This is a genomic window from Tellurirhabdus rosea, from assembly GCF_026278345.1.
GTDB classification, from domain to species: domain Bacteria; phylum Bacteroidota; class Bacteroidia; order Cytophagales; family Spirosomataceae; genus Tellurirhabdus; species Tellurirhabdus rosea.
The window spans coordinates 5,553,436-5,575,173 of sequence record NZ_CP111085.1; the positions used below are offsets into that span (position 1 = coordinate 5,553,436).

Genomic DNA, 21,738 nt, shown 5'->3' on the forward strand with positions numbered 1-21,738 from the left:
TTGCGTCTATCTTTGGCGCAAACGAGGGGAATGGGAACACGCATTTTTACAAATTAACCTGAATAACTCTATGTCCAAAAACCTGGTAATCGTGGAGTCGCCGGCTAAGGCGAAGACCATTGAAGGCTATCTGGGTAAGGATTTTACGGTAAAATCAAGCTTCGGTCACGTTCGGGATCTGCCCAAGGACGACATGGCGATCGACGTGAACAACGGCTTTCGTCCTGTTTACGAAGTTTCGCCGGAAAAAAAGCAGGTAATCAACGAGTTAAAGAAATTAGCCAAGGAGGCCGAAGAGGTTTGGCTCGCGACGGACGACGACCGCGAAGGCGAAGCCATATCCTGGCACCTAAAAGAAGCCCTTGGTCTGCGGGAAGATACCAAACGGATCGTTTTCCGTGAAATCACCAAAAATGCGATTCTGAACGCCATCCAGCAACCGCGCCGGATCGACCTCGACCTGGTAAATGCCCAGCAGGCCCGCCGGGTGCTGGACCGCCTCGTCGGTTTCGAACTCTCGCCCGTGCTGTGGCGAAAAATCAAGGCCCGGGGAGCCGGTCTGTCGGCCGGACGGGTGCAGTCCGTGGCCGTTCGCCTGATTGTCGAGCGCGAACGGGAAGTGGAAGGCCACAAGGCCAAATCCAGCTACCGGGTAGTGGCGCAGTTCCTCATCGAAGGCGGCAAGATCCTGACGGCCGAACTGCCCAAAAACCTCCCTACGCTGGACGACGCCCGGGCCTTCCTCGAACGCTGCCGCCAGGCGATCTTTACCATCGAAAGCCTGGAAACCAAACCGGCCAAGAAGTCGCCCGCCCCACCGTTTACGACCTCGACCCTGCAGCAGGAAGCTTCCCGCAAACTTTCCTTCTCGGTTTCGCAGACCATGACGCTGGCGCAGAAACTTTACGAGGCCGGTAAGATTTCGTACATGCGTACTGATTCGACCAGCCTTTCGCAGGAAGCCATTCAGAAGGCGAAAGACGCCATCATCGCCGATTTCGGCGAAAAATACGCCCATACCCGGCAGTACAAAACGAAAAACGACTCGGCTCAGGAAGCGCACGAAGCCATCCGTCCGACCGATTTTTCCAACCGCAAAGCGAGCAACGACCGCAACGAACAACGGCTGTACGAACTCATCTGGAAACGGGCCATCGCCTCCCAGATGTCGGACGCCCTGCTGGAACGGACGACGGCCACCATCAGCATCTCGACGACCCCGGAAGAGCTGATCGCCCAGGGCGAAGTCATCAAGTTCGACGGCTTCCTGAAAGTGTACCTGGAATCCCGCGACGACGAAGACGAGGAAAGCAAGGGCATGCTGCCGCCGCTGAACGTCGGCCAGCAGCTCAACCTCGACACGCTGAAAGCCACCGAGCGGTTCACCCGTCCGGCCCCGCGCTACACGGAAGCGTCGCTGGTGAAAAAGCTGGAAGAAATGGGCATTGGCCGCCCGTCGACCTACGCCCCGACGATTTCCACGATCATCAAACGGGAATACGTCGTCAAACAGGACAAGCCCGGCCAGGAACGGACCTTCCAGGAACTGGTGCTGAGCGGCAGGACGAAAACCATCGAGCAGAAGACCGACAAGGAAAACTTCGGTTCCGAAAAGTCCAAGCTGTTCCCGACCAATACGGGCATGGTGGTCAACGACTTTCTGGTCGAATTCTTCCCGGATATTGTCGATTACAAGTTTACCGCTACCGTCGAGAAGGATTTTGACGAAATCGCGGGCGGAAAGTTGGGCTGGCAGGACATGATCAAGAACTTCTACGGCGGTTTCCACGCGAAGGTGACCGACGTGGCGGGAGCGACCGTGTCCCTGAAACAGGCCGCCGGCGTGAAGGAACTTGGAATCGACCCGAAAACAGGCAAACCGGTGACGGCTCGGATGGGCCGCTACGGGGCGTATGTGCAGATCGGCGAGGCTTCCGACGAGGAAAAACCGCAGTTTGCCAACCTCCGGCAGGGCCAGCTCATCGAGAACGTGACGCTGGAGGAAGCCCTGAGCCTGTTCCAGCTGCCGCGCGAAGTCGGATTCTTTGAAGACAAACCAATGACGGTGGCCATCGGCAAGTTCGGGCCGTATGTCCGGCACGACGACAAGTACGTTTCGCTCACGAAAGAAGACGACCCGTATACCATCGTGGCCGACCGCGCCATCGAACTGATCCAGCAGAAACGGGCGGAAAGCTCCTCGGAAACGCTGGGCGAATTTGAAGGCCGTCCGGTTTCGACGGGCAAAGGCCGCTTCGGCCCCTACGTCAAGTTCGACGACAAGTACATCTCGCTGCCGAAAGGCGAAACGCTCGCCGGGCTTACCCTCGACCGGGCGATTGAACTTATTCTGCAAAAGCGCGATACCGAGTCGAACAAATACATCCGGGAGTTCGCCGAGAATCCGGCGGTGAAGGTTGTCAAAGGCATGTACGGCCCGTACATCGCGGTCGGCAAGCGGAATGTCAAGATTCCAAAAGACGTGGACCCGGCGACGCTGACGCTCGAAAAATGCCTTGAACTGGCGGGTGAATCCTCCGACGCAAAACCGGCGGCGGCCGAAAAGCCGAAGGCCGCCAAACCAAAAGCTGCGGCGGCCAAACCGAAAGCTGCGGCGGCCAAGACAGGCACGAAGAAAGTAGCAGCCAAAAAGAAATAATTTTCGTAAGCAGAGGACACCGGACCTGACAGTCGTCACCGGTGTCCTTTGTGCATCCGAGCCTTCTACTCAATCATGAATCCACGCCCGAAACTTGTTGTTCTGTCTGGTGCCGGTATCAGTGCCGAAAGTGGTATCCGTACGTTCCGGGATTCCAACGGCCTTTGGGAAGAATACCGGATCGAGGATGTGGCGACGCCTGAAGCCTGGCAGCGCAACCCGGACCTGGTCCTGGAGTTTTACAACCAGCGCCGCAGACAGGCGCTGGACGTTGCGCCCAACGCCGGTCATTACGCCCTGGTCAAACTGGAAGAAAAGTACGAGGTGCTCATCATTACGCAGAACGTGGACCCGCTGCACGAAAAGGCCGGTTCGTCCAACGTCCTGCACCTGCACGGGGAACTGTTCAAATCCAGGAGTACCGCCGACGAAACCCTCGTGTACCCGGTGGAAGGCTGGGAACTCAACCGGGGCGACCTGTGCGAAAAAGGCTCCCAGCTCCGGCCGCATATCGTCTGGTTCGGCGAAATGGTGCCCATGATTGAACCGGCCATGGAGATTGCCGCCGAGGCGGATATTTTTATCGTGGTCGGTACCTCGATGGCGGTCTACCCCGCGGCGGGCCTCATCAATTTTGTGCGTCCGGGCGTGCCCATCTACGTGGTGGACCCCCACAGTCCGGAAGTCCGGCCCCGCAAAAACCTCACGTTTATTCAGGAACCGGCCACGACGGGCCTTTCGCGGCTCGCCGAGCAGCTTCTGGCCTGACCCCGGATCGAAGAGTTTTTCCGTTGGAAAGTTACCGGCTCCAGAGGTGGAGCACCGCGATGGTCAGAAGCACCATGTTGAACAGAAAAACGGCCGCAATCATCCGGCGGCGGGCTTGTTCGGCCAGAACTTCCCGGTCAATGACCAGCAGCCTGACGGTAAGGACCGCCATGATTCCATTCAGGCCAATCAGAATCCAGAGCATAAAAAAGAGGGAGAGCGGAGTCGTATTTGTCGTTCTTAAAAGCCATTGAGACAAGTCAATCGATATCCGGGCCACTGCGGCTTACACCCCTCTTTCTGGTAGAATTCTTGAAAATCGTCAGAAACGACTTACTTTCGCGGCACAAAACAATACTGCATCTCCACTTTGCCCCAATCACGCATGCAACTTCTGGACGGTAAACTTCTCTCGCAGCAAATAAAGCAGGAAATCGCCACGCAAGTCACCGAAATTCGGTCCAATGGTCAAAAAATCCCACATCTGGTCGCCATTCTGGTTGGCACCGCCGGACGGAGTGAAACCTACGTGGCCAGCAAGATGAAAAGCTGCGAAGAAGTCGGCATGAAATCGACCCTCATCCGGTTCGACGACTCGGTCACGGAGGCGGAACTGCTGGCCAAAGTGGAAGAGGTGAACCAGAATCCGGACATGGACGGACTGATTGTGCAACTTCCCCTGCCGGCCCATATTTCGGCCGATAAGGTGATGGAAACGATTCATCCCTCCAAGGATGTGGACGGCTTTCACCCCATCAACATCGGCCGGATGGCCAAGGGACTCCCGGCATACGTGTCGGCCACACCCCAGGGCATCCTCGAAATGCTCAAACGGTACGAAATCGAAACGGCCGGAAAGCACTGCGTCGTGGTGGGCCGGAGCCAGATTGTGGGACTGCCCATGAGCATTCTGATGCAGCGCAACGACTACCCCGGCAACTGCACCGTGACCCTGACCCACAGCCGGACCAAAAATCTGGCGGAAATCACCCGGACGGCCGACATTCTGATTGCCGCCCTGGGGAAACCCGAGTTTATTACCGCCGAAATGGTGAAAGAAGGAGCCGTTGTGATCGACGTGGGCCTCGAAAAAGTCCCGGATGCCAGCAAGAAAAGCGGATTTGCCCTCAAAGGCGATGTCAAGTTCGACGAAGTAGCGCCCAAAGCGGGCTTCATCACGCCCGTCCCCGGCGGCGTCGGCCTCATGACCATCTGCTCCCTCATGCAGAATACAGTCAAAGCGGCAAGGAGAGAAGTTTATTAATCAGTCGTAAGTCGGAAAGTCGTAAGCGGTCCGCCGCTCATATCTTTGGTTTTCTTTGATATAGTTGGAAAGAGTGCAATTTTGGGTTAGTCCCTGACAGGGGTGGGCAGCAGCCCGGGTTCCGCCGCTAACACGTCTATGATGACGATGTTGTACCGCTGGTCTATCTGTCCACCCTGCTTTTTCTCAGTAACTTCAACAGTACCTATGGATACGGTTCTGTACTGTAATCCTGCATACATGTGCAAAAGACGAGAAAAGCGGTCAGTTCACTTCTAACCCTTATCCACTATGAAAGCGACAGCTACCTTCCTACGTTACGGGGTGGGCTTTGACATTGGCAAAGACACCATTCACGTTTGTGTTTCCGTTATGGACACCACCGGAAAAGTGACGGTCAAAGGAACCACTAAACTAGTTAACAAGGCGGCCGCTTTCTCAGGACTAATGACCTGGCTAGGAAAGCACTGTAAGCAGACAGACCTACCGGTTCGCTATGTCATGGAAGCCACAGGCGTTTATCATGAGACCCTGGCCTGGTATCTGTTTACCAAAGACCAATCGGTCAGTGTGGTCCTGCCAAACAAAGCAAAGCACTACCTCAAAAGCCTGGGTCTCAAGTCTAAGAATGACCGCATTGATGCACAAGGGCTGGCTCGTATGACGCTTGAACAGCAACTGCCGCTTTGGCAACCACTCTCGAAGAACATATACAGTCTGCGGATGCTAACTCGTCAACACCAAAGGTTACAGGAACTGAAGACCCAAAGCCAGAATCAAAAGCACTCTATTGAGTACAGCCAGTTCAGCGATGGGTTCATCCTCAAACAGCTTGACAACCTCATTACTCTCTATGACAGGCAGTTGACCGAAATCAGTCAGGCCATTAATGATCTGCTGGACGATGATCAACCTTTACGGGAAGGCATTGATCGGCTGAGTGCCATCAAGGGGCTGGGCCGACTGTCGGCCGCTACACTAGTGGCAGAGACAAATGGCTTCACGGGCTTTGAGAACGTACGGCAACTAGTGAGCTTTGCTGGCTATGACGTAGTGGAAAACCAATCGGGCAAACATATCGGTAAGACGCGCATCTCAAAAAAGGGGAACAGTCGCATTCGTCGTATCTTGCATCTACCCGCTCTCAATGCGGTGCGTTTTGGTGAACCTGGCTGTGCCGCCCTTTATGAGCGGGTCTATAGCCGATCACGCATCAAAATGAAAGCGTATGTAGCCGTCCAGAAAAAGCTGCTTACTCTATGTTATGCTCTCTGGCGCAACGGGTCTGAGTACGAGCCTAGTTACTCTCCAACTACGACAAAGAACGTATCGGACCAGGCTAAAAAAATAGTCCCGACTAGCGGGACTACACAGGACCAAGAGGCCGAAGCCATCTTGTCCCACAGGTAATTCAAAGATATTGAAAAAATACTAACTCAAAACTTGCAAAGCACGACAGTACCAGCGGTCGTAAGCGGCTTCGCCAGGTTAGGGAATGGCGGAGCGACTTACGACTTTCCGAGTTAGGACTTTAAAATCCAACATCAATTACCAGCGGCTGCAGGTCCCAGAGGCCGGTGCGGACGTTGTAGATGGTCCGGACGCCGACTTCCAGGTTGGTTCGTAAACGGAGCGGATTAAAAACAAAGGAAAGGTCTGCTCCGACCGTGTGCTCATCGCCGGTCACCTGCTGAATCCGGTTGCCCGAGGCCGGGATACGGCTTTGCCCCTGCGCCACATCGGTGAACACCATTCCTTTGACCCGCTGCACGTAAAGCCACCGGCCCAGCGCCCAATGCGTGTTCAGGAGCGGAAGGTGGTATTCGGCCCCGCCAATCAGCAACCGGTCAAACGCAATGTAGGGTGCGCCGCGCGGATACAGCACGGCCGGGGCAAACCGGTACAGACGCGAACGGTCGCCATCGGTCAGGCCGCGCTGCTGCTGGTAAGCGCCCCGGAAGCGAATGCTGTGGTGCCGGCCAATACCCGGAAGGAACAACCCGCCCGAAACACCCCACAATTCCCCGCGCAAAGCCCCGCCAAAGGGCGTGTGACGCAACGTGGCAGACAGCCCAATACCCAACCGGGGAGCCACATCCCGTTTGCTCTGCTTCAAACTAAGGTTGTACGACAGCCCGTAGTTCATGAAATGCAGGGAATTGCCCCCGGCTTCGGTAAAAAACCGGGCGGGAAGTTCGTAGCCTTTTACACTTTGGAAATTATAAAAGACCGAAGCATTCAGGCTCTGCAGATACCGGGACCGGGTCAGATTCAGCGGCAGGCGGAGTCCGGCCCGGAACTGGTTGTAGTTCCAGCGGTCCGAGCGCAGGGAATCCAGCGGCTCGCGTCGGTCGACATAAACCGAGGTGCGGCGCTGCCCGGTCGTAAAGCCCAGGTCAATAATCGGAAACAGGGCCCGGTAACTCAGGTTGGTCGAAAAAGCCCCGGTCTGTTCCGTGGCATCGTACGAGTAAGCGGCGGCCAGCAGCGTCGTGCCCAGCAGGTCCTGCGATTGAATACCGAGTTGAAGTTCCTGTCCGCTTGAACTCACCAGCGGACCGTAGCTGAAAATGTTAAAGGCGTGCACCAGAGGCCGGTACCGTTCGGCGCGGGCCACGGTCCGGCCAGCCGAGGAATCCAGCGGCACCACCCCCGCATCCTGACGCACCACCGGACCAAAGTACCGGACCGCCTCTTCCCTGACCTCCGCCAGCGGCCGCCAGCGCGCCGGTTCCAGCGGCATTTCCAGAATGCGGTGCCCGTCCGCGGTAAAATCCTGAAAAGCCAGCCGCGTGCCATCCGGCGAAACGGCGGCATGGTAAGCGCCCAGCGGCCGGGAGGTCACCTGAAACTGCTGGCCGGTCCGTCGGTTAAGCGCATAAATGTTGTCCATGCCCGAGCGGGGCGAATTGTAAAACACCCACTCTCGCCAGGGTTGCGGATGGCTCAGGTTTTCGTTTCGTTCGGGCAGCAGCAGACGCCGGGTGCCCGTCTCGGTGTCCAGTTCTTCCAGCGTTTTGCGGCCCGCCGCCAGCCGGACCACCACCACCGTCCGGCCGTCGTCGGCCCACCGCGGATGCTGGTAGAAAACCCCGGCCGCGCCGCTGAACGACCGCCGCGCCCGGCCCGAAGCCGTTTCGAGCACGACCAGCCGCGTCAGCCCGTTTTCGTCGTTCTCCACGGCAATGAGGCGGCTGGCGTCCGGCGACAGGGAAGCCGTCGTAAAACGCCCGCGGTAGGTCAGCCGACGCACTTTTCCGGAGGCGACGTCCAGCAGTTTCAGGTCCGAAAAAATCCGGGCACCCCAGCGCGGATCGGGAATAAATTCCGTCCAGACGACTTTTCCGGCCGCGGCCGAAATCTGGTCCGGGTCGTTGAAAAGTCCCTGCACATGCACCCGCCGTTCGGGAGCTTCCGGGGACAGAATGACCAGTTGCTGAATGTCGGCCAGCCCGGATTTGACGGCGACCGTCCGGCGGTTGTCGATAAACTGCGGAAACTGGTAGTTGGTAAACGCCCGGTTTCTGCCCGTGACCAGAGGCGTTCCCGGCGTCACCGGCAATCCTTCCTGCTGCGCCCGCCATTCCGTTTCGAGGTCCTGCATCGTCCGGCGGTAGAGTTCTTCCACCCGGTAGCCGGTCGTTTTTTTCAGGGAATTGGAAAAAGAAAACGGGTAGAACGGGAATCGGTAATACCGGCTCAGAATCTGGTCCCAGGCGTTGGCTCCCTGATTGCGTTTGAGGTAAGTGGTCAGAAAATAGCCCAGGACGTAGTGATTGGGCACATTGTCCCGAAACGATCCGCTGACCGCTTTCGGGTACGAATAGCGGCGACCAGCCAGGAGGTTGGCCCGCAGGCCGAGGTCAAACTCGGGGATGCGTCCGCGTCCGCTGCGGCTCAGAACGGTCTCGGCCCCGACGGCATCGCCTTCGAAAAACCAGTCCGGCATGCCCTGCGCAATCACGGCGAGCATGCCATCGCCAAATACCGTGCGAAACGCTCCGGAAATGCCGGTCAGCCCTTTTTCGTACTGGACGACGTGCCGGTATTCGTGCAGAGCCAGTTGGTCGAGCCAGTTCAGGGTTCCGGCCAGAAAAGGGCTCTGGGGCGGCGTTGAAAAAAACTCGCTCCGTCGGGGCAGCAGCGTCACAAATCCGTTGCTGACGGTGGTCTGGTTCTGCAGAATCACCGACAGCGGGCGGGGTCTGCGCCCCAGCGACTGGCTGACCGGCTCCCGGGCCGTTTCGAGCCGGATGAGCGTCTGCCGGGCGGTGGAATCCATTCCCTGGGGATAGATGACCCGGAAATGCGGACTTCGGATAACAAACCAATGCAGCGAGGTGGGGTTTTGGTCGGGTTCGGTCAGAAATTGCGCCCGACAAAGGGTACTAACGAAGATTAAAGCGAGGAAAAGTAATCGCATAGATTAGGTAGCAGCCGTTTCTGCAATGGTACTTTATTTTTTGCTAGAAATACAAAAATCCTGCAAATGTTGCCTTCTAATTGTAACCGCACAGTCAAATCGGGTCACATATAATTAAAAAGCTTTTAAATTCGTGTAATTCGTTGGTTACAACCTTTTACAAAGGTTATCTTCAATATCCGATTGGAAAATCGGGAGTCAGGGTGATCCCCACAACCACAACTTGTATGTTATCGACACGTCCGTTTACCGTATTGATTGCCGACGATGATGAAGAGGACCGGATGCTGCTGGAGGAAGCCTTTATGCAGAACGGCCTGTTCGACAATAGCCGGTTTGTCGAAGATGGCGAACAGACCCTCGCGTATCTACAGGAATGCTTTAACCCGGAATCCGGCCAGACGCTGCCTTCGCTGATCATTCTGGACGTCAACATGCCCCTGAAAAACGGCATTGAAACCCTACAGGCCATCCGGGCAGACCGCCGCTTCCGGACGATTCCCGTGCTGATGCTCACCTCCTCGCGGGCGGAACTGGCAAAAGCCTATCGCCTTGGGGCCAATTCGTATCTGGTCAAGCCCGTCCATTTTGCGGACCTGATCCAGATGGTGAAGGAACTGATGAATTACTGGCGCGACACCGTGAGCCTGCCGATGGACAGCGAGTAGGTTCAGACGTACCGGACCAGGTAGCCGATCAGTTTTCTGACTTTTTCGGTATAGGGCGGATAAATAAACTTCATCGTTCCAAACTGCCGCCGCATCACGCCCCGGGCATTGGAAAACTCCTGAAAGCCAAAAAAGCCGTTCGACTTCCCGATTCCGCTGTTGTTGACTCCCCCAAACGGCAGTTCCGGATTGGTGAACTGGAGCAGCAGGTCGTTGATGATCGTGTCGCCGGCCGTGGTGTGCTCCAGAAAATACCGGATGCTGGCCTCGTCCCGGCTGTTGATATACAGCGCCAGCGGCTTTTCCCGGCTGTTGATCAGCTTCACCACCTCCTCGTTGCTCCGGTAAGTGACCACCGGCAGGACCGGGCCGAAAATTTCCTCCTGCATAATCCGCATCGAATCCGTGACGTTTTCGACCACGGTCGGTTCGATGAAATTGTCCTCCGCCCGCGTGCGTCCGCCGAGCGTGATGGTCGCCCCGCCGCGAACCGCCTCGTCCAGCAGCGATTTGATGCGCTGGAAATGCCGGGCGTTGACGATGCGGGCGTAACTGTCGGACGTTTCCACGCCCTTGCCTTCGGCATCGTACATGTTCTTGATGACCCGGCCGTACTGTTCCATAAACGCCTCCTTGACGCTCTGGTGAATGAGGAGGTAATCCGGCGCAATGCAGGTCTGCCCGTTGTTGATGCACTTTCCCCACGCCACTTTTTCGGCCGTTGCCTTCAGGTCGGCCGTGCGATCGACGATGCAGGGCGATTTGCCGCCAAGTTCCAGCGTAACCGAAGCCAGGTGTCTGGCGGCAGCGGCCATGACGACCTTCCCGACGGCCGGACTTCCGGTGAAAAAGATGTGGTTGAAGGGAAGTTCGAGAAGCTGCTGCGAAACGGCGGCATCTCCTTCCACCACGGCCGCCTCTTCGCGCGGAAACAGGGTTTCGATCATTTTCCGGACTTCGGCGGCGGTGTGGGGCGTCATCTCCGACGGCTTCAGAATAGCCACGTTCCCGGCCGCCACGGCCGAAATCAGCGGTTTGATGCAGAGGGCGAACGGGTAGTTCCAGGGGGCAATGATCAGGACGTTGCCTTTCGGTTCGTGGCGGATGTAACTGGTCGTGCCGACGAGCGCCAGAGAGGTCGGCACGCGCTGGGGTTTCATCCACTGGCGCAGATGCCGGATGGTATGTTTCAGTTCTCCGTTGAGAGAATAGACCTCCCCAATCAGCGCCTCCGCGCCCGGCTTCCGGAAGTCGTTGAACATGGCCTGCTGAATGTCTTCCAGATGGTCCATGATGTACGCCTGCATCCGTTTCAGTTTGCCGATGCGTTCGTCTGCGGTGGTCTGGGCTACGAGCGGAGCGTGCTGCCGCTGCGCTTCAAAAAGGGCTTTTAAGGCGGTTTGAAGGTCTTTTTCCGGAGAAAGAGTAGTCATATTGGTGAAGGTTAGGCGCTTGCAGGGAAATAAAAATACAAATTTTCCCTAAAAACCAGCGGGGTCCGAACGCTGGTCTTCGGCCGTTGCCCGGGTAAATTGTGCCTTTCGGTTGTTTTCTGCGGGATTACTAATAACTTTGGCAAAAGGCATTTTATGAGCATTGTCAGCAATAATATAAAATATCTGCGCCGCCTGAACGGATTGACCCAGGAGCAGTTTGCCCGACGGATTGGCATCAAACGCTCGCTGCTCGGGGCGTACGAAGAAGCCCGGGCCAATCCGAACCTGGACAATCTGATGGCCATCGCGCGGGCCTTTAATACGACGGTCGATCACCTGCTTAAAAACGACCTGCGGCGGCTCCGCGAAACGCCGGACCTCAGCATTCCGCTGGACCGGCTGGAGCCCATCGGCACGGCCGCGCCCCTGCCCCGCGAACTGCCCGAAGCGCCCGAACCCCGCCAGCCTGAACTCCGCCAGCCCGAACCCAAACCTCTGGCGGCCATTCTGGATAAGTTTTACCACTCGCCCGAACCGGCCCGGATGGTCGAACCGGCGCCCGAACCCCGCCGGGGCGACCTGATTCCGGATTACAAGTCGGTTACCCGCGGTCCGGTCGGGCCCGAACCCATCCGGCTCGTCGCGCAGCGGATTGTTCCGCGGCCCGTTTCCGGTCGGAATTCGATTCCGTTCGTGGTGACCAATTACCAGGCACCGCCGCCCCCGGCGTTCAACAATACCTACGAAAACAGCTCCGCCCCGGCCGCCCGACCGGTAGCCGAAGACCTGCACCCGCAGACGTCCATCCAGCTTGTCCGGCTCAGCCAGGCCGGAGAATACCAGCAGCGATATCAGCACCTCGATTTCCTGAACCGGCTTCCCTCCTTTCAGATGCCTCTGCTGCCGCCGGGCCATTACCGGGCGTTCGAGACGGGCGACGAGTTTGTCTTTCCGGGGGCTCTGCTGGTCGGGCAGTTTGTCCGCAACTGGTTTGAGATTGCCGACGGAAAACTGTACATGCTGCTGATTCAGCACCAGGGGCTGGTCTGTCGGCGCGTCTTTAATCAGGTGAAACTGAAAGGGGCACTGCTGCTTGCCTCCGACCAATCGGCCATTCCGAGCCGGGAGGTGCCGATCCGCGATGTGCTGGAAGTCTGGGAAGTGAAGGCGTTCATGAGCCAGCAGTTGCCGGAGCCGCCGCCCTCGCTGGACCGCGTCCGGTCGCTGGTGAACGAGCTGAACTTCGAACTGGAACGGATTAAGTAGCCGGGCATTCCGGGCGCTGAGCCGTCGATCACACACCGTAAACCTTCAACGATTTAGTAACCATTACCCCCTACCCTTCATGACGGCTGAAAAACCGTTACTGCTTAACCCACAGGGCGATATTTCGTACTGGCGGGACTTATTTGCGAGTTATAAAAAATCGCTGGGTGGCCGTTCGATCAAGAAAAAGCTCGCCGAAGCGGATGATTTTTTTCAGACCCGAACCGGGCAGAACGACATTCAGAAGGTGCTGCTCGACCGGGCCAGTCTCGAAACGACCCGCAAGGTGGTGCTCACGCTGCACCGCCTCGACCCGAACACGCAGCCCGCCCTCGGCCCGCGGCTGGTGGAAGAAAAGCCGCGGGACGTCATCCGGATTGGCGAACCCAAAGTGTCCGCAGAACCGGAGGAGATCGAAACCCCGGACGAGATTACGCTGGAAACCCTGCACGAAAGTCTCGCCGCCATCCAGCTAAAGCAGATTTTGCTGGAAAAAGACCTGGAACGGGTTCAGTACTACCTGCGGCAGATTCTGGAACGAATGGAGTTCCGCAAATAAAAGAAGCCCGTCCCGGCGAATCTGCCGGGACGGGCTTTGATTTTAGAGTCTTTGGTGGTTATTCGGCCAGTCGGCGGAGGGCTTTCCGCAGGCGGGCGACGGCCCCGGGCTCGTCGAGATCGACCACGGCGCGGCCGAGTTCAAACCAGAGTTCTTCGCCCAGATTCAGAAATTGCCCGTCGCGTTTCGGCAGTTTCGGCAGCGCCTCTTCATACAGATACTGAACGCCGTATACCTCGCTCATCAGCGGCTGCAACTCGGCCCACGGCAGGTTTTTGCTCCGCTGCCCGCTTTTGACCAGCAACTCTCGTTTCACGAACGAAGCCGTCAACTGGGTTTCCGCCGTTGTTCCGCGCTGGATATCCACAAACGTAAGTTCAAAAGGCCGTTCGCGGCCGGCCGCTTCGTAGATGGCCTGAATCAGTTCCTGCGTCAGGTATTGCCAGTCGGGCTGGTTGGCGGGCTGGCCGCCTTTGTCATTTTCGGCACCGATGGTCAGCTCAAAAAAGTCCCGGTCGTTAGGCAGCCTGTCGGCCCGAAGCGGCTGAAGGCGGGTTTTGGAAACCAGCGATTCGAGAGCCGGATGCCATACCGCGGGCAGTTTGCCTTTCCAGTCAAAATCATCATCCGCCGTAAATCCTTCCGCGATGATCTCGTCGGCATCCAGTTCGTCGCGGTCGGTGTAGGTAATCGAGAAGGCGACCTCCAATTGGCGGTCGGGCAGCGGCCGAACCGTCAGGGTATAGAAATGGGTGTACGGCGGGGGCATCTCGGCCGCCGACTGAAAGCGTATCTGCAGGTTTTGTAATGCGTCCATAGAAAGTTCCCCGGCGGCTGGCCTCAGGGAATAAGTGTCGTTCGAATCGTTTTTCGGTCAATTTTGCCGGTCGGTGTCAGGGGAAAAACCGGCAGGGTCCGCTGCTGGCGGGGTACAAAGAACGGCCCCATTTGCGAACGAACCAAATGCCGGACTTCGGCCAGCAAGGCTTCGGGCAGTTTTTCGGCCTCCAGCACCAGCGTTACCTGCTCGCCCAGCCGCTCGTCGGGCAACCCGACCACGACATACCGACGCGGGGCCAGCAGCGGACTCAGCACCGCTTCTACCTGTTCCGGCTGAATTTTCAGTCCGCCGCTGTTGATGATGGAATCCGCCCGACCCAGCAGCCGAAACCGGCCGCCTTCCCGCAATTCCACCACGTCGTTGGTCTGGATACGGGCAAAATCCGTGGCGGCGGAGCGGATATTCAGGCAGGAACGGTCGTCCACGCCCAGCTCCACGCCTTCCAGGGCCGTAAACAGATCGGAGCGGTCGGATCCGTTCAGGCGGCGCAGGGCGATGTGGGAAACCGTTTCGGTCATCCCGTAGGTGCTGTACACGGGGGCCTGCACGGCCTGCAGGGCTTCTTCGAGTGCCGGACTCACGGCTGCCCCGCCGACGATGACCGCTTTCATTCGGTTAAGCACCTCCCGGCGGCCCGGCACCGAAAGCAGCGTTTCGAGTTGCAGAGGCACGAGCGCCGTGAAGTCGAAGGGCGGAATGGGCGGCGGCAGCGTTTCCAGCGGGTCGGAAGCGGGTTCGACCACCGTCATCCGCAGCCCCAGTTCGAGTCCGCGCACGAGCATCATCACGCCCGCCACGTACCGGATATTCAGGCAGACGAGCGCCCCGTCGCCGGGCGTCAGTCCGAGCGTTTGGCCCGTCAGGCGGGCGCTGGCCTGCATCTGGGTCCGGGTCAGCGGAATGGGTTTGGGGGTGCCGGTGGACCCGGAGGTCTGCAAAACAAAAGTTTCCCGTCCGCTCCGCCAGTCCCGGCAAAACGACAACGCTTCCCGTTCGTAATCGGTTTGCGGGTCCGGCCAATGGTCGGATCTGCCATCCAGTTGCATCATATCAGCCAAAACTAACTACTTTTACAGGATTTTTGCACAATCCCGAACCGTTGCCCCGTACGACGGGTTTCTCCGATATGGACGAAGAACAGTTTCAGAATCCGATTTCTCCTGATAAAGTGACCGACCGGCCGGGCCTGCTGGAGTACGCCCACTCGGCCGGAAGCGCCATTATCCGCCCCGAAGACAAGGGCAAAATCAAGGGTAAGGCCGTGGCCGCCATGCACGACCAGACCGACATGCAGCTGGCGCAGCTTTACCGCCAGATGCAGCTGCTGGCCGAACAGGCGACGGCGATCCGCAACCGGGTCGAAGTGTCCGAGCGCATCTACATGGCCCAGATGAGCTTCGAGCCGATCATCAATCACACGTATTATCTCTACGAAAAACGGGACGGCACGGACCTGCTCTCGATGATCGCCCCGAACGAATGGGGCCGTAAATTTCCGTTCAACCGCTGCGTCGCCACCGTCCGCCTGCTGGCCGACCATACGTGGGACGTGACGTACCATGATTATCAAAATAATGACTGAATGATTGAATGACAGAATGATTGAATTGCTCTGCTATTTTTTTCAGTCATTCAGTCAATCAATCATTCAGTCATTCAAAATTCAATCTTTTTATGCAAAGCAAATACCCCTGGGAGACCCTCAAAGAGTACCGCGAGATCAAGTTTCAGTATTTTGAAGGTGTCGCGAAAATCAGCATCAACCGACCGGAGAAACATAACGCCTTCACGCCCCTGACGGTCAGGGAAATGAGCGAGGCGATGGAACTGGCCCGGCAGGACGAACGCGTGGGCGTCATTATTCTGACCGGCGAAGGCGGCAAGGCCTTCTGTTCGGGCGGCGACCAGTCGGTGCGGGGTCATGGCGGCTACATCGGCGAAGATTCCGTTCCCCGCCTGAATGTGCTGGATTTGCAGATGCAGATTCGCCGGATTCCGAAGCCGGTCGTGGCGATGGTGGCGGGCTGGGCCATCGGCGGCGGTCACGTGCTGCACGTGGTCTGTGACCTTTCCATTGCGGCCGATAACGCCCGTTTCGGACAGACCGGCCCGAAAGTCGGCTCGTTCGACGGCGGCTTCGGCGCTTCGTACCTGGCCCGGATCGTCGGTCAGAAAAAAGCCCGCGAAATCTGGTACCTCTGCGACCAGTACGACGCGCAGGAAGCCTTAGACATGGGTCTGGTCAACAAAGTAGTTCCGCTGGAGCAGCTCGAAGACGCCACGCTCGACTGGTGCCGTAAGATGCTGGAAAAGAGCCCGATTGCCCTCCGCATGCTGAAGGCCGCCTTCAACGCCGAACTCGACGGTCAGGCCGGTATTCAACAATTGGCCGGGGATGCCACCCTGCTGTATTACCTGTCGGACGAAGCCAAGGAAGGCAAAAACGCCTTTCTGGAAAAACGGAAGCCGGATTTCAGCAAGTTTCCGAAATTCCCCTGATCACCCCTTCGTTTCCGCCTGGAGAAGACGCCTTTCGGGGCGTCTTTTTCATTTAAAAAGATTATTGATTCATTTAATAAAATTAGCACGTTATCCAACGCTCTTCCCGCAACGGTTTGTTAACTTTATCAGTCTACAGCTAACATATACTAATTCGATTAAGAGTAGAAGCGAATTAGGTTAGCTGAGTTTTCACACACCATTTAATTCCTGAACCTGAGCGCTCATGTCGATAATGAAGCGTCTGTTGACCGTATGGTTGCTGCTGTGGTGCGCAATAACAGCCCACAGCCGACACATCCACGGCGGCGACATTACCATGCAGGCCCTGAACACCACCGGGCTTTTTCGGATCGAAGTCAACCAGTTTGTCAACGGAGCGGTTTACGATCCCTCGACGATTGACCCGCAGATTCGCATCAACATTTTTCAAAAACAAAATCCCCAGCTTATTGAAGGCATAACTTTACGAAACCCCGAAATCACCCAGCTCGTCTACGGCAACGAAGCCTGTTCGAAGGCCCGCCGACTGAACATTGTCCGCATCCGGTACTCCATTCAGTACCAGTTTGATGTGAGCCGGTATACCGATCCGGGCGGGTATTACATCGTCTGGGAACGCTGCTGCCGGGACAACGACATCACGAACCTGGCGGGGGCCGGAGACACCGGCATGGCGTTCTACATGGAATTTCCGGCCATGAACCGCAACGGGCAGCCCTTCCGCAATTCGTCGCCCGAATTTCTGACGCCCAACGGGGCCTATATCTGCGTCAACACCCCGTTTACCATGAATTTCAGCGCCCGGGATGCCGATGGCGACCAGCTCCGGTATTCGCTGGTGACTCCCTACCGCGGCTACACCACCAGCAGTAACCTCAACGGCACCACGCAGCCGCGGGACTTTTACCCGCCCGTTACCTGGGCCCCCGGGATCAATGAGCAGAATGCCATTCCGGGAAGCCCCGCCCTGCGCATCAATCCGGGAACGGGCGAACTGACCGTCCGACCGACGCAGGTGGGCATGTACGTCTTTACGGTCCTGGTGGAGGAAGTTCGGAACGGAGCCGTCATCGGGCTGGTGCGCCGGGATTTTCAGCTTCCGGTCGTGGACTGCTCCATGAACACCCCGCCCCCGGCCGTCATCATGCAGGGCACGACGCAGGTCCGGGATCTTAACTGGTGCAGCAAAGACCCGCTGGTGCTGAACGTCGAGGCGCAGCCGGGCTGGGCTTTCCAGTGGCAATTGAACGGCAACAACATTCCCGGCGAGAACAGACCTACCCTCACCGTCAAGGAATCCGGCGTTTACAGCGTCGTGAAAAGCTTTTCAAACCAATGTTCCAGGGATACCATTTCGGAGGAAGCAAAGGTCATGATCGGGACCGGCGTTACCGTTAAAATCAACCCCGCCCGGCGCATTCCCATCTGCGACAACGACACCCTCACGCTGAGCGCGGTGACCAGTACCGCCGTCGCGGGTCAGGAGTACAGCTGGCTGCTCGACGGGCAACCCCTTGCGGGCGCAAACCGGCCGAGCCTTCTCATCCGGACGCCGGGTTTATACACCGTACGGGTGTCGGCCTCCGGGGCCGAGTGCGTCAGTTCGGACACCTTGCGGGTACGGACCGTTTCGCCGCCCAACATCACCATTCAAAGCACGGCCACCCGTTTCTGCGAAGGGGATTCGCTCCGGCTTTCGACGGCCGTTGGGGCTGACTTTACCTACGCCTGGTCGCTGAACGGCAACCGCCTTTCTCCTACCGCCAACCAGATTTTCGCCCGCCAGTCCGGGACGTATTCCGTGCTGGTGACTACGCCTGAACTTTGCCGGGTGACAGCCACCACCACGCTGGTCCGCTACGACAAACCGGTGGTCACGATGGACTCCCTGGCGCCCGTTTGCAGCGCCGCGGGGCGGACTCTGACTCTGCGCGGCCAGCCGTCGGGAGGAGCTTTTACGGGCACCGGAGTGCAGGGAGTCCAGTTTAATCCGGCCGTGGCGGGGCCCGGTCAGCACCGGATTACCTACAAAGCGACCAACGCCAACGGGTGCAGTAACGAGACGTCCCGGACCGTACAGGTGCTGCCTCCTCCCACCGTTCAGGCGGAAACGTCTTACCTGATTTTTGAAGGCGACAGCGTGCGGCTGAATGTTCAGACCAACGTGCAGCAGGGCACCTTCCGCTGGACCCCGCCGGCCGGACTGAACAACACCCAGATTCTGACCCCGACCGCCGCCCCGACTCAGACGACCAGTTACGTCCTGACCATCACGGAGCCCGCGGGCTGCTCGGCAACCGCCAGCGTGGCCGTGGAAGTTGCCCGGAGGCTTTATATGCCGGATGCCTTCTCGCCCAACGGCGACGGCATCAATGACACCTGGGTCATCCAGAACATCGATACCTACCGGAACTGCGAAGTGATGATTTACAACCGCTGGGGCGAACTGGTGTTTTTCTCGAAAGGATACGAGGAAACCTGGGACGGCCGCTATCAGGGCAACCTGCTTCCTGCCGGAATCTACAGCTACCGCATCAAAACCGGCTACAAGGAAGTAACCTACAAAGGGCAGTTTGTGATGATTCGATAGGTTGGTTCCCGCAGGTTTACGGTTCGCCGTTGCGACGCCGATTTTTAAACGCAGACAGACGCAGAAACAATCAGCGTAAATCTTCGAGAACTAATCTGCATCGGGAACCAATAACCTGCGAAAGCACGCCTTCTTCACTTCTCCGCCCGTACCATCATCGGCTGGCCGGATTCCTTCAGGCGGGCGACCCGGATTCCCGACAGGCGCCGGTTCCACTGGACGTACTCCGCCAGCGGTTGCTGGGTAATGACCACTTCGCCGAGGTCGGAGGAAGCGTGCAGGAGGTGCACACGCCCGTTCTGCCAGACGGCAAACCCGACATGCTTCATGTCCAGGCCGGGCCGGGCGGCGGTCAGCATGATAATATCCCCGTCTTTGATATTGGCTTCCACCTCGCGGAGGCGCGCTTTGGGAATGAACCAGAAACTTTGTTTGCTGATCGACTCCTGCACCTGCGCAATCTGTCTGAAAATGGCGGGGTCGCTCAGGCGGGGATATTTCCAGGTGCAGGCCGTCATGTAATTGACGGGTTTGGAAACCTGCATGCCGCCGATCTGCCGCGTCACGTCCCGGATCAGTCCTTTTTTTTCGTTATCCTGAAGCCATTCGGAGAAGTAATGCAGGCGGCTGGCGTAACCGTCGATAACTCCGGCCCGGTAACGCAGCTGGGTCAGCATTTTGCGAAACGCAGGCTCCAGTTTTGCGGCGGCGGTACTGCCGTTTGTCTGCTGCAGGGCCAGCGTCAGCGCCACCGTGGTTTCGAGGTAGGTGGTACAATCGAACTGTTCGAAATTGACGATTAGCTGTTCGGTCTCGGTTCCGTCGAGGGTATGCGGCACGTACGGTTTCCCCAAAAAGGCCTTGCCGACCTGCAGCATCGTTTCGGCAGGGGTACGACCGGTGGTTAGCGTTAAGGAAGCGAATTCCGAAACGGGCGCGTTCTGGGCCTGGACGTAAAAAGCGGTAAACAGTAGGACAAACAGCGTGGTAAAACTTCTTATCATTCCGGTCAAGTGGGCATCAAACTGGACGAAAATACAACAGCGGACGGAATATTCCGTCCGCTGTTGAGCGATTAAAACAAAATAGGGGCCAAACCCGGCAGCAAGCGGGGCTATTTGCCGATTTCCTCCACCCGAATATCGTCCCGGTCGTTCACGATCAGGCTCAGCAGCCCGGCCACCACCATCGCGACGCCACCGACCAGCAGGGCGTAGATGGGTTCGCCGTTGAAGAAATTCTTGACGATGAAGCCCAGCAAAGCGGCCGCCACCAGTTGCGGAATGGTGATGAAAAAGTTGAAAACGCCCATGTAGTAACCCATTTTACCGGCGGGCAGCGCCCCGGCCAGCATCGCGTAGGGCATCGACAGAATGCTCGCCCAGGCAATACCCACGGCCACCATCGACAGCACCAGCAGATTCGGGTCTTTGATGAAATAAACCGACATCAGGCCCAGCCCCCCGATGACGAGGCAAATCAGGTGCGCCATGCGGCGGCTCGTCCGGCGGGCCAGCAGCGGAATGGCAAAGGCCACGATGGCCGCCACGCCGTTGTAGACCGAAAACAGCACGCCCACCCAGTCGGCCCCGTCGTTGTAAAGCGCCGAGGTGGTGTCTTTGGTGCCGTAGATGTGGCTGGTCACGCCCGCCGTTGTGTAAATCCACATCGAAAACAGGGAGAACCACGAAAAGAACTGCACCACGGCCAGCTGCTTCATGGTCGAAGGCATGTTTTCCAGGTCGTTGATGATCCCGACGTAGCTGTTGCGGTAACTTCCCTGCCGCTGCATCAGGCCCGAAACGGCGAAGAGTAGCCCGACGATGGTAATCATTCCGGAGAAAATAAGCAGTTGCTTGTCGAGGTTCTGCGCCGTAAACCAGAAAGACAGCAGCGCCCCGAGCACCACCGCAATCAGGCCGTTCCGGAGCTGCCGGGCGCCCGCCGCGGCGTAGACTTCCGGACGGTCGTACTCGCGTCCGGCGGGTTCTTCGACATTGTCTTCAAACTCGGCCAGTTCCTGCGGGGAGTATTCTCTGGAGGTGAAGACCGTCCAGAGCACGGCCAGCAGGAACACGACCCCGCCGAGGTAGAACGACCATTTCACAGAATCCGAAATGGTGCCCGCCGGCGCTTCGTTGGACATGCCGAACCAGTTGGTCAGCATCCAGGGCAAGGCGGAAGCCACGACCGCGCCCACGCCGATAAAGAAGCTTTGCATGGCGAAGCCCGTCGTGCGCTGCCGGGACGGCAGGTTGTCGCCCACGAACGCCCGGAACGGTTCCATCGAGACGTTGATCGAGGCGTCCATGAGCCAGAGCATCAGGGCGGCGACCCAGAGGGCGGGTGAATTGGGCATCAGGAAAAGCGCCCCGGTCGCCAGAATGGCCCCGACCAGAAAGTACGGCCGTCGACGACCGAGGCGGGTCCAGGTCCGGTCGCTGAAGTAACCGATGATCGGCTGTACGATCAGGCCCGTCAGCGGAGCGGCCACCCACAGCACCGGAATTTCGTCCACGTTGGCGCCGAGGGTTTCAAAGATCCGGCTGACGTTGGCATTTTGCAGGGCAAATCCGAACTGGATTCCCAGAAATCCGAAACTCATGTTCCAGATCTGGGCAAAGCTCAGCAACGGTTTGCGACGAAGGGTTGTTGAAACGGAGGACATATAGTTTATTTTAAAAGTCGTTTAAGGTTTAGGGTTTATAGTTTAGGGTTTAGGGTTTATAGTTTAAAGTTGCTCCGCCATTTCCGGGCCTTGC

At 57.8% G+C, this 21,738-nt stretch carries 17 protein-coding genes; 10 read left to right on the forward strand and 7 right to left on the reverse strand.

Annotated elements, in window-relative coordinates; translation table 11 throughout:
• Positions 1–70: 70 nt before the first annotated feature.
• A complete protein-coding gene (gene topA / locus ORG26_RS23395; RefSeq protein ID WP_266366113.1) occupies positions 71–2,659 on the forward strand; it encodes a type I DNA topoisomerase in 2,589 nt (862 codons plus the stop codon).
• Positions 2,660–2,734: 75 nt separating this feature from the next.
• On the forward strand, positions 2,735–3,427 hold the full coding sequence (locus tag ORG26_RS23400; protein ID WP_266366115.1) for an SIR2 family NAD-dependent protein deacylase: 693 nt from the start codon (positions 2,735–2,737) through the stop codon (positions 3,425–3,427).
• A gap of 31 nt (positions 3,428–3,458) precedes the next feature.
• Here the strand turns inward: ORG26_RS23400 and ORG26_RS23405 are convergent, their stop codons facing one another.
• Positions 3,459–3,632 (reverse strand): hypothetical protein, encoded by a 174-nt coding sequence (locus tag ORG26_RS23405; RefSeq protein WP_266366117.1) that lies wholly within the window; start codon positions 3,630–3,632, stop codon positions 3,459–3,461.
• Between the two features lie 180 nt (positions 3,633–3,812).
• Here ORG26_RS23405 and ORG26_RS23410 point away from each other — a divergent pair, with 180 nt between their 5' ends.
• Together ORG26_RS23410 and ORG26_RS23415 are read left to right on the forward strand one after the other, a co-directional pair.
• Positions 3,813–4,691, forward strand: coding sequence for a bifunctional 5,10-methylenetetrahydrofolate dehydrogenase/5,10-methenyltetrahydrofolate cyclohydrolase (locus tag ORG26_RS23410; protein ID WP_266366119.1), 879 nt, complete (start codon positions 3,813–3,815; stop codon positions 4,689–4,691).
• A gap of 291 nt (positions 4,692–4,982) precedes the next feature.
• Positions 4,983–6,101: an IS110 family RNA-guided transposase gene (locus ORG26_RS23415; protein ID WP_266366121.1), complete on the forward strand. Its 1,119-nt coding sequence runs from the start codon at positions 4,983–4,985 to the stop codon at positions 6,099–6,101.
• Between the two features lie 121 nt (positions 6,102–6,222).
• Here the strand turns inward: ORG26_RS23415 and ORG26_RS23420 are convergent, their stop codons facing one another.
• The gene (locus ORG26_RS23420; protein ID WP_266366123.1) at positions 6,223–9,114 is read right to left on the reverse strand and encodes a hypothetical protein; all 2,892 of its coding nucleotides are present in this window, start codon (positions 9,112–9,114) and stop codon (positions 6,223–6,225) included.
• Positions 9,115–9,341: 227 nt separating this feature from the next.
• Between ORG26_RS23420 and ORG26_RS23425 the strand changes: the two genes are divergently transcribed.
• Positions 9,342–9,782, forward strand: a complete 441-nt coding sequence (locus tag ORG26_RS23425) for a response regulator (protein ID WP_266366125.1) — start codon at positions 9,342–9,344, stop codon at positions 9,780–9,782.
• A 2-nt stretch (positions 9,783–9,784) separates the two neighbouring features.
• Here ORG26_RS23425 and ORG26_RS23430 read toward each other — a convergent pair whose 3' ends face one another.
• Positions 9,785–11,215 carry an aldehyde dehydrogenase family protein gene (locus tag ORG26_RS23430; protein WP_266366127.1) on the reverse strand — a complete coding sequence of 477 codons (1,431 nt, stop codon included), beginning with the start codon at positions 11,213–11,215 and terminating at the stop codon, positions 9,785–9,787.
• A 156-nt stretch (positions 11,216–11,371) separates the two neighbouring features.
• Here ORG26_RS23430 and ORG26_RS23435 point away from each other — a divergent pair, with 156 nt between their 5' ends.
• Positions 11,372–12,484: a helix-turn-helix transcriptional regulator gene (locus ORG26_RS23435; RefSeq protein ID WP_266366129.1), complete on the forward strand. Its 1,113-nt coding sequence runs from the start codon at positions 11,372–11,374 to the stop codon at positions 12,482–12,484.
• Positions 12,485–12,563: 79 nt separating this feature from the next.
• Positions 12,564–13,043, forward strand: coding sequence for a hypothetical protein (locus ORG26_RS23440; protein WP_266366131.1), 480 nt, complete (start codon positions 12,564–12,566; stop codon positions 13,041–13,043).
• A gap of 58 nt (positions 13,044–13,101) precedes the next feature.
• Here ORG26_RS23440 and ORG26_RS23445 read toward each other — a convergent pair whose 3' ends face one another.
• Positions 13,102–13,860, reverse strand: coding sequence for a hypothetical protein (locus ORG26_RS23445; protein ID WP_266366133.1), 759 nt, complete (start codon positions 13,858–13,860; stop codon positions 13,102–13,104).
• 23 nt (positions 13,861–13,883) lie between these two features.
• On the reverse strand, positions 13,884–14,933 hold the full coding sequence (locus ORG26_RS23450) for an AMP-binding protein (protein WP_266366135.1): 1,050 nt from the start codon (positions 14,931–14,933) through the stop codon (positions 13,884–13,886).
• A 77-nt stretch (positions 14,934–15,010) separates the two neighbouring features.
• Between ORG26_RS23450 and ORG26_RS23455 the strand changes: the two genes are divergently transcribed.
• The 3 genes from ORG26_RS23455 (at position 15,011) to ORG26_RS23465 (ending at position 18,976) form a co-directional block, all read left to right on the forward strand.
• Positions 15,011–15,466 carry a DUF2452 domain-containing protein gene (locus ORG26_RS23455; RefSeq protein WP_266369467.1) on the forward strand — a complete coding sequence of 152 codons (456 nt, stop codon included), beginning with the start codon at positions 15,011–15,013 and terminating at the stop codon, positions 15,464–15,466.
• Positions 15,467–15,558: 92 nt separating this feature from the next.
• On the forward strand, positions 15,559–16,383 hold the full coding sequence (gene menB, locus ORG26_RS23460; protein ID WP_266366137.1) for a 1,4-dihydroxy-2-naphthoyl-CoA synthase: 825 nt from the start codon (positions 15,559–15,561) through the stop codon (positions 16,381–16,383).
• A gap of 235 nt (positions 16,384–16,618) precedes the next feature.
• Positions 16,619–18,976 carry a T9SS type B sorting domain-containing protein gene (locus ORG26_RS23465; RefSeq protein WP_266366139.1) on the forward strand — a complete coding sequence of 786 codons (2,358 nt, stop codon included), beginning with the start codon at positions 16,619–16,621 and terminating at the stop codon, positions 18,974–18,976.
• A 134-nt stretch (positions 18,977–19,110) separates the two neighbouring features.
• On the opposite strand, the gene ORG26_RS23470 is transcribed toward ORG26_RS23465, so the two are convergent.
• Together ORG26_RS23470 and ORG26_RS23475 are read right to left on the reverse strand one after the other, a co-directional pair.
• Positions 19,111–19,980 (reverse strand): N-acetylmuramoyl-L-alanine amidase-like domain-containing protein, encoded by an 870-nt coding sequence (locus tag ORG26_RS23470; RefSeq protein ID WP_266366141.1) that lies wholly within the window; start codon positions 19,978–19,980, stop codon positions 19,111–19,113.
• A 110-nt stretch (positions 19,981–20,090) separates the two neighbouring features.
• A complete protein-coding gene (locus ORG26_RS23475; RefSeq protein WP_266366143.1) occupies positions 20,091–21,644 on the reverse strand; it encodes an MFS transporter in 1,554 nt (517 codons plus the stop codon).
• Positions 21,645–21,738 lie beyond the last annotated feature (94 nt).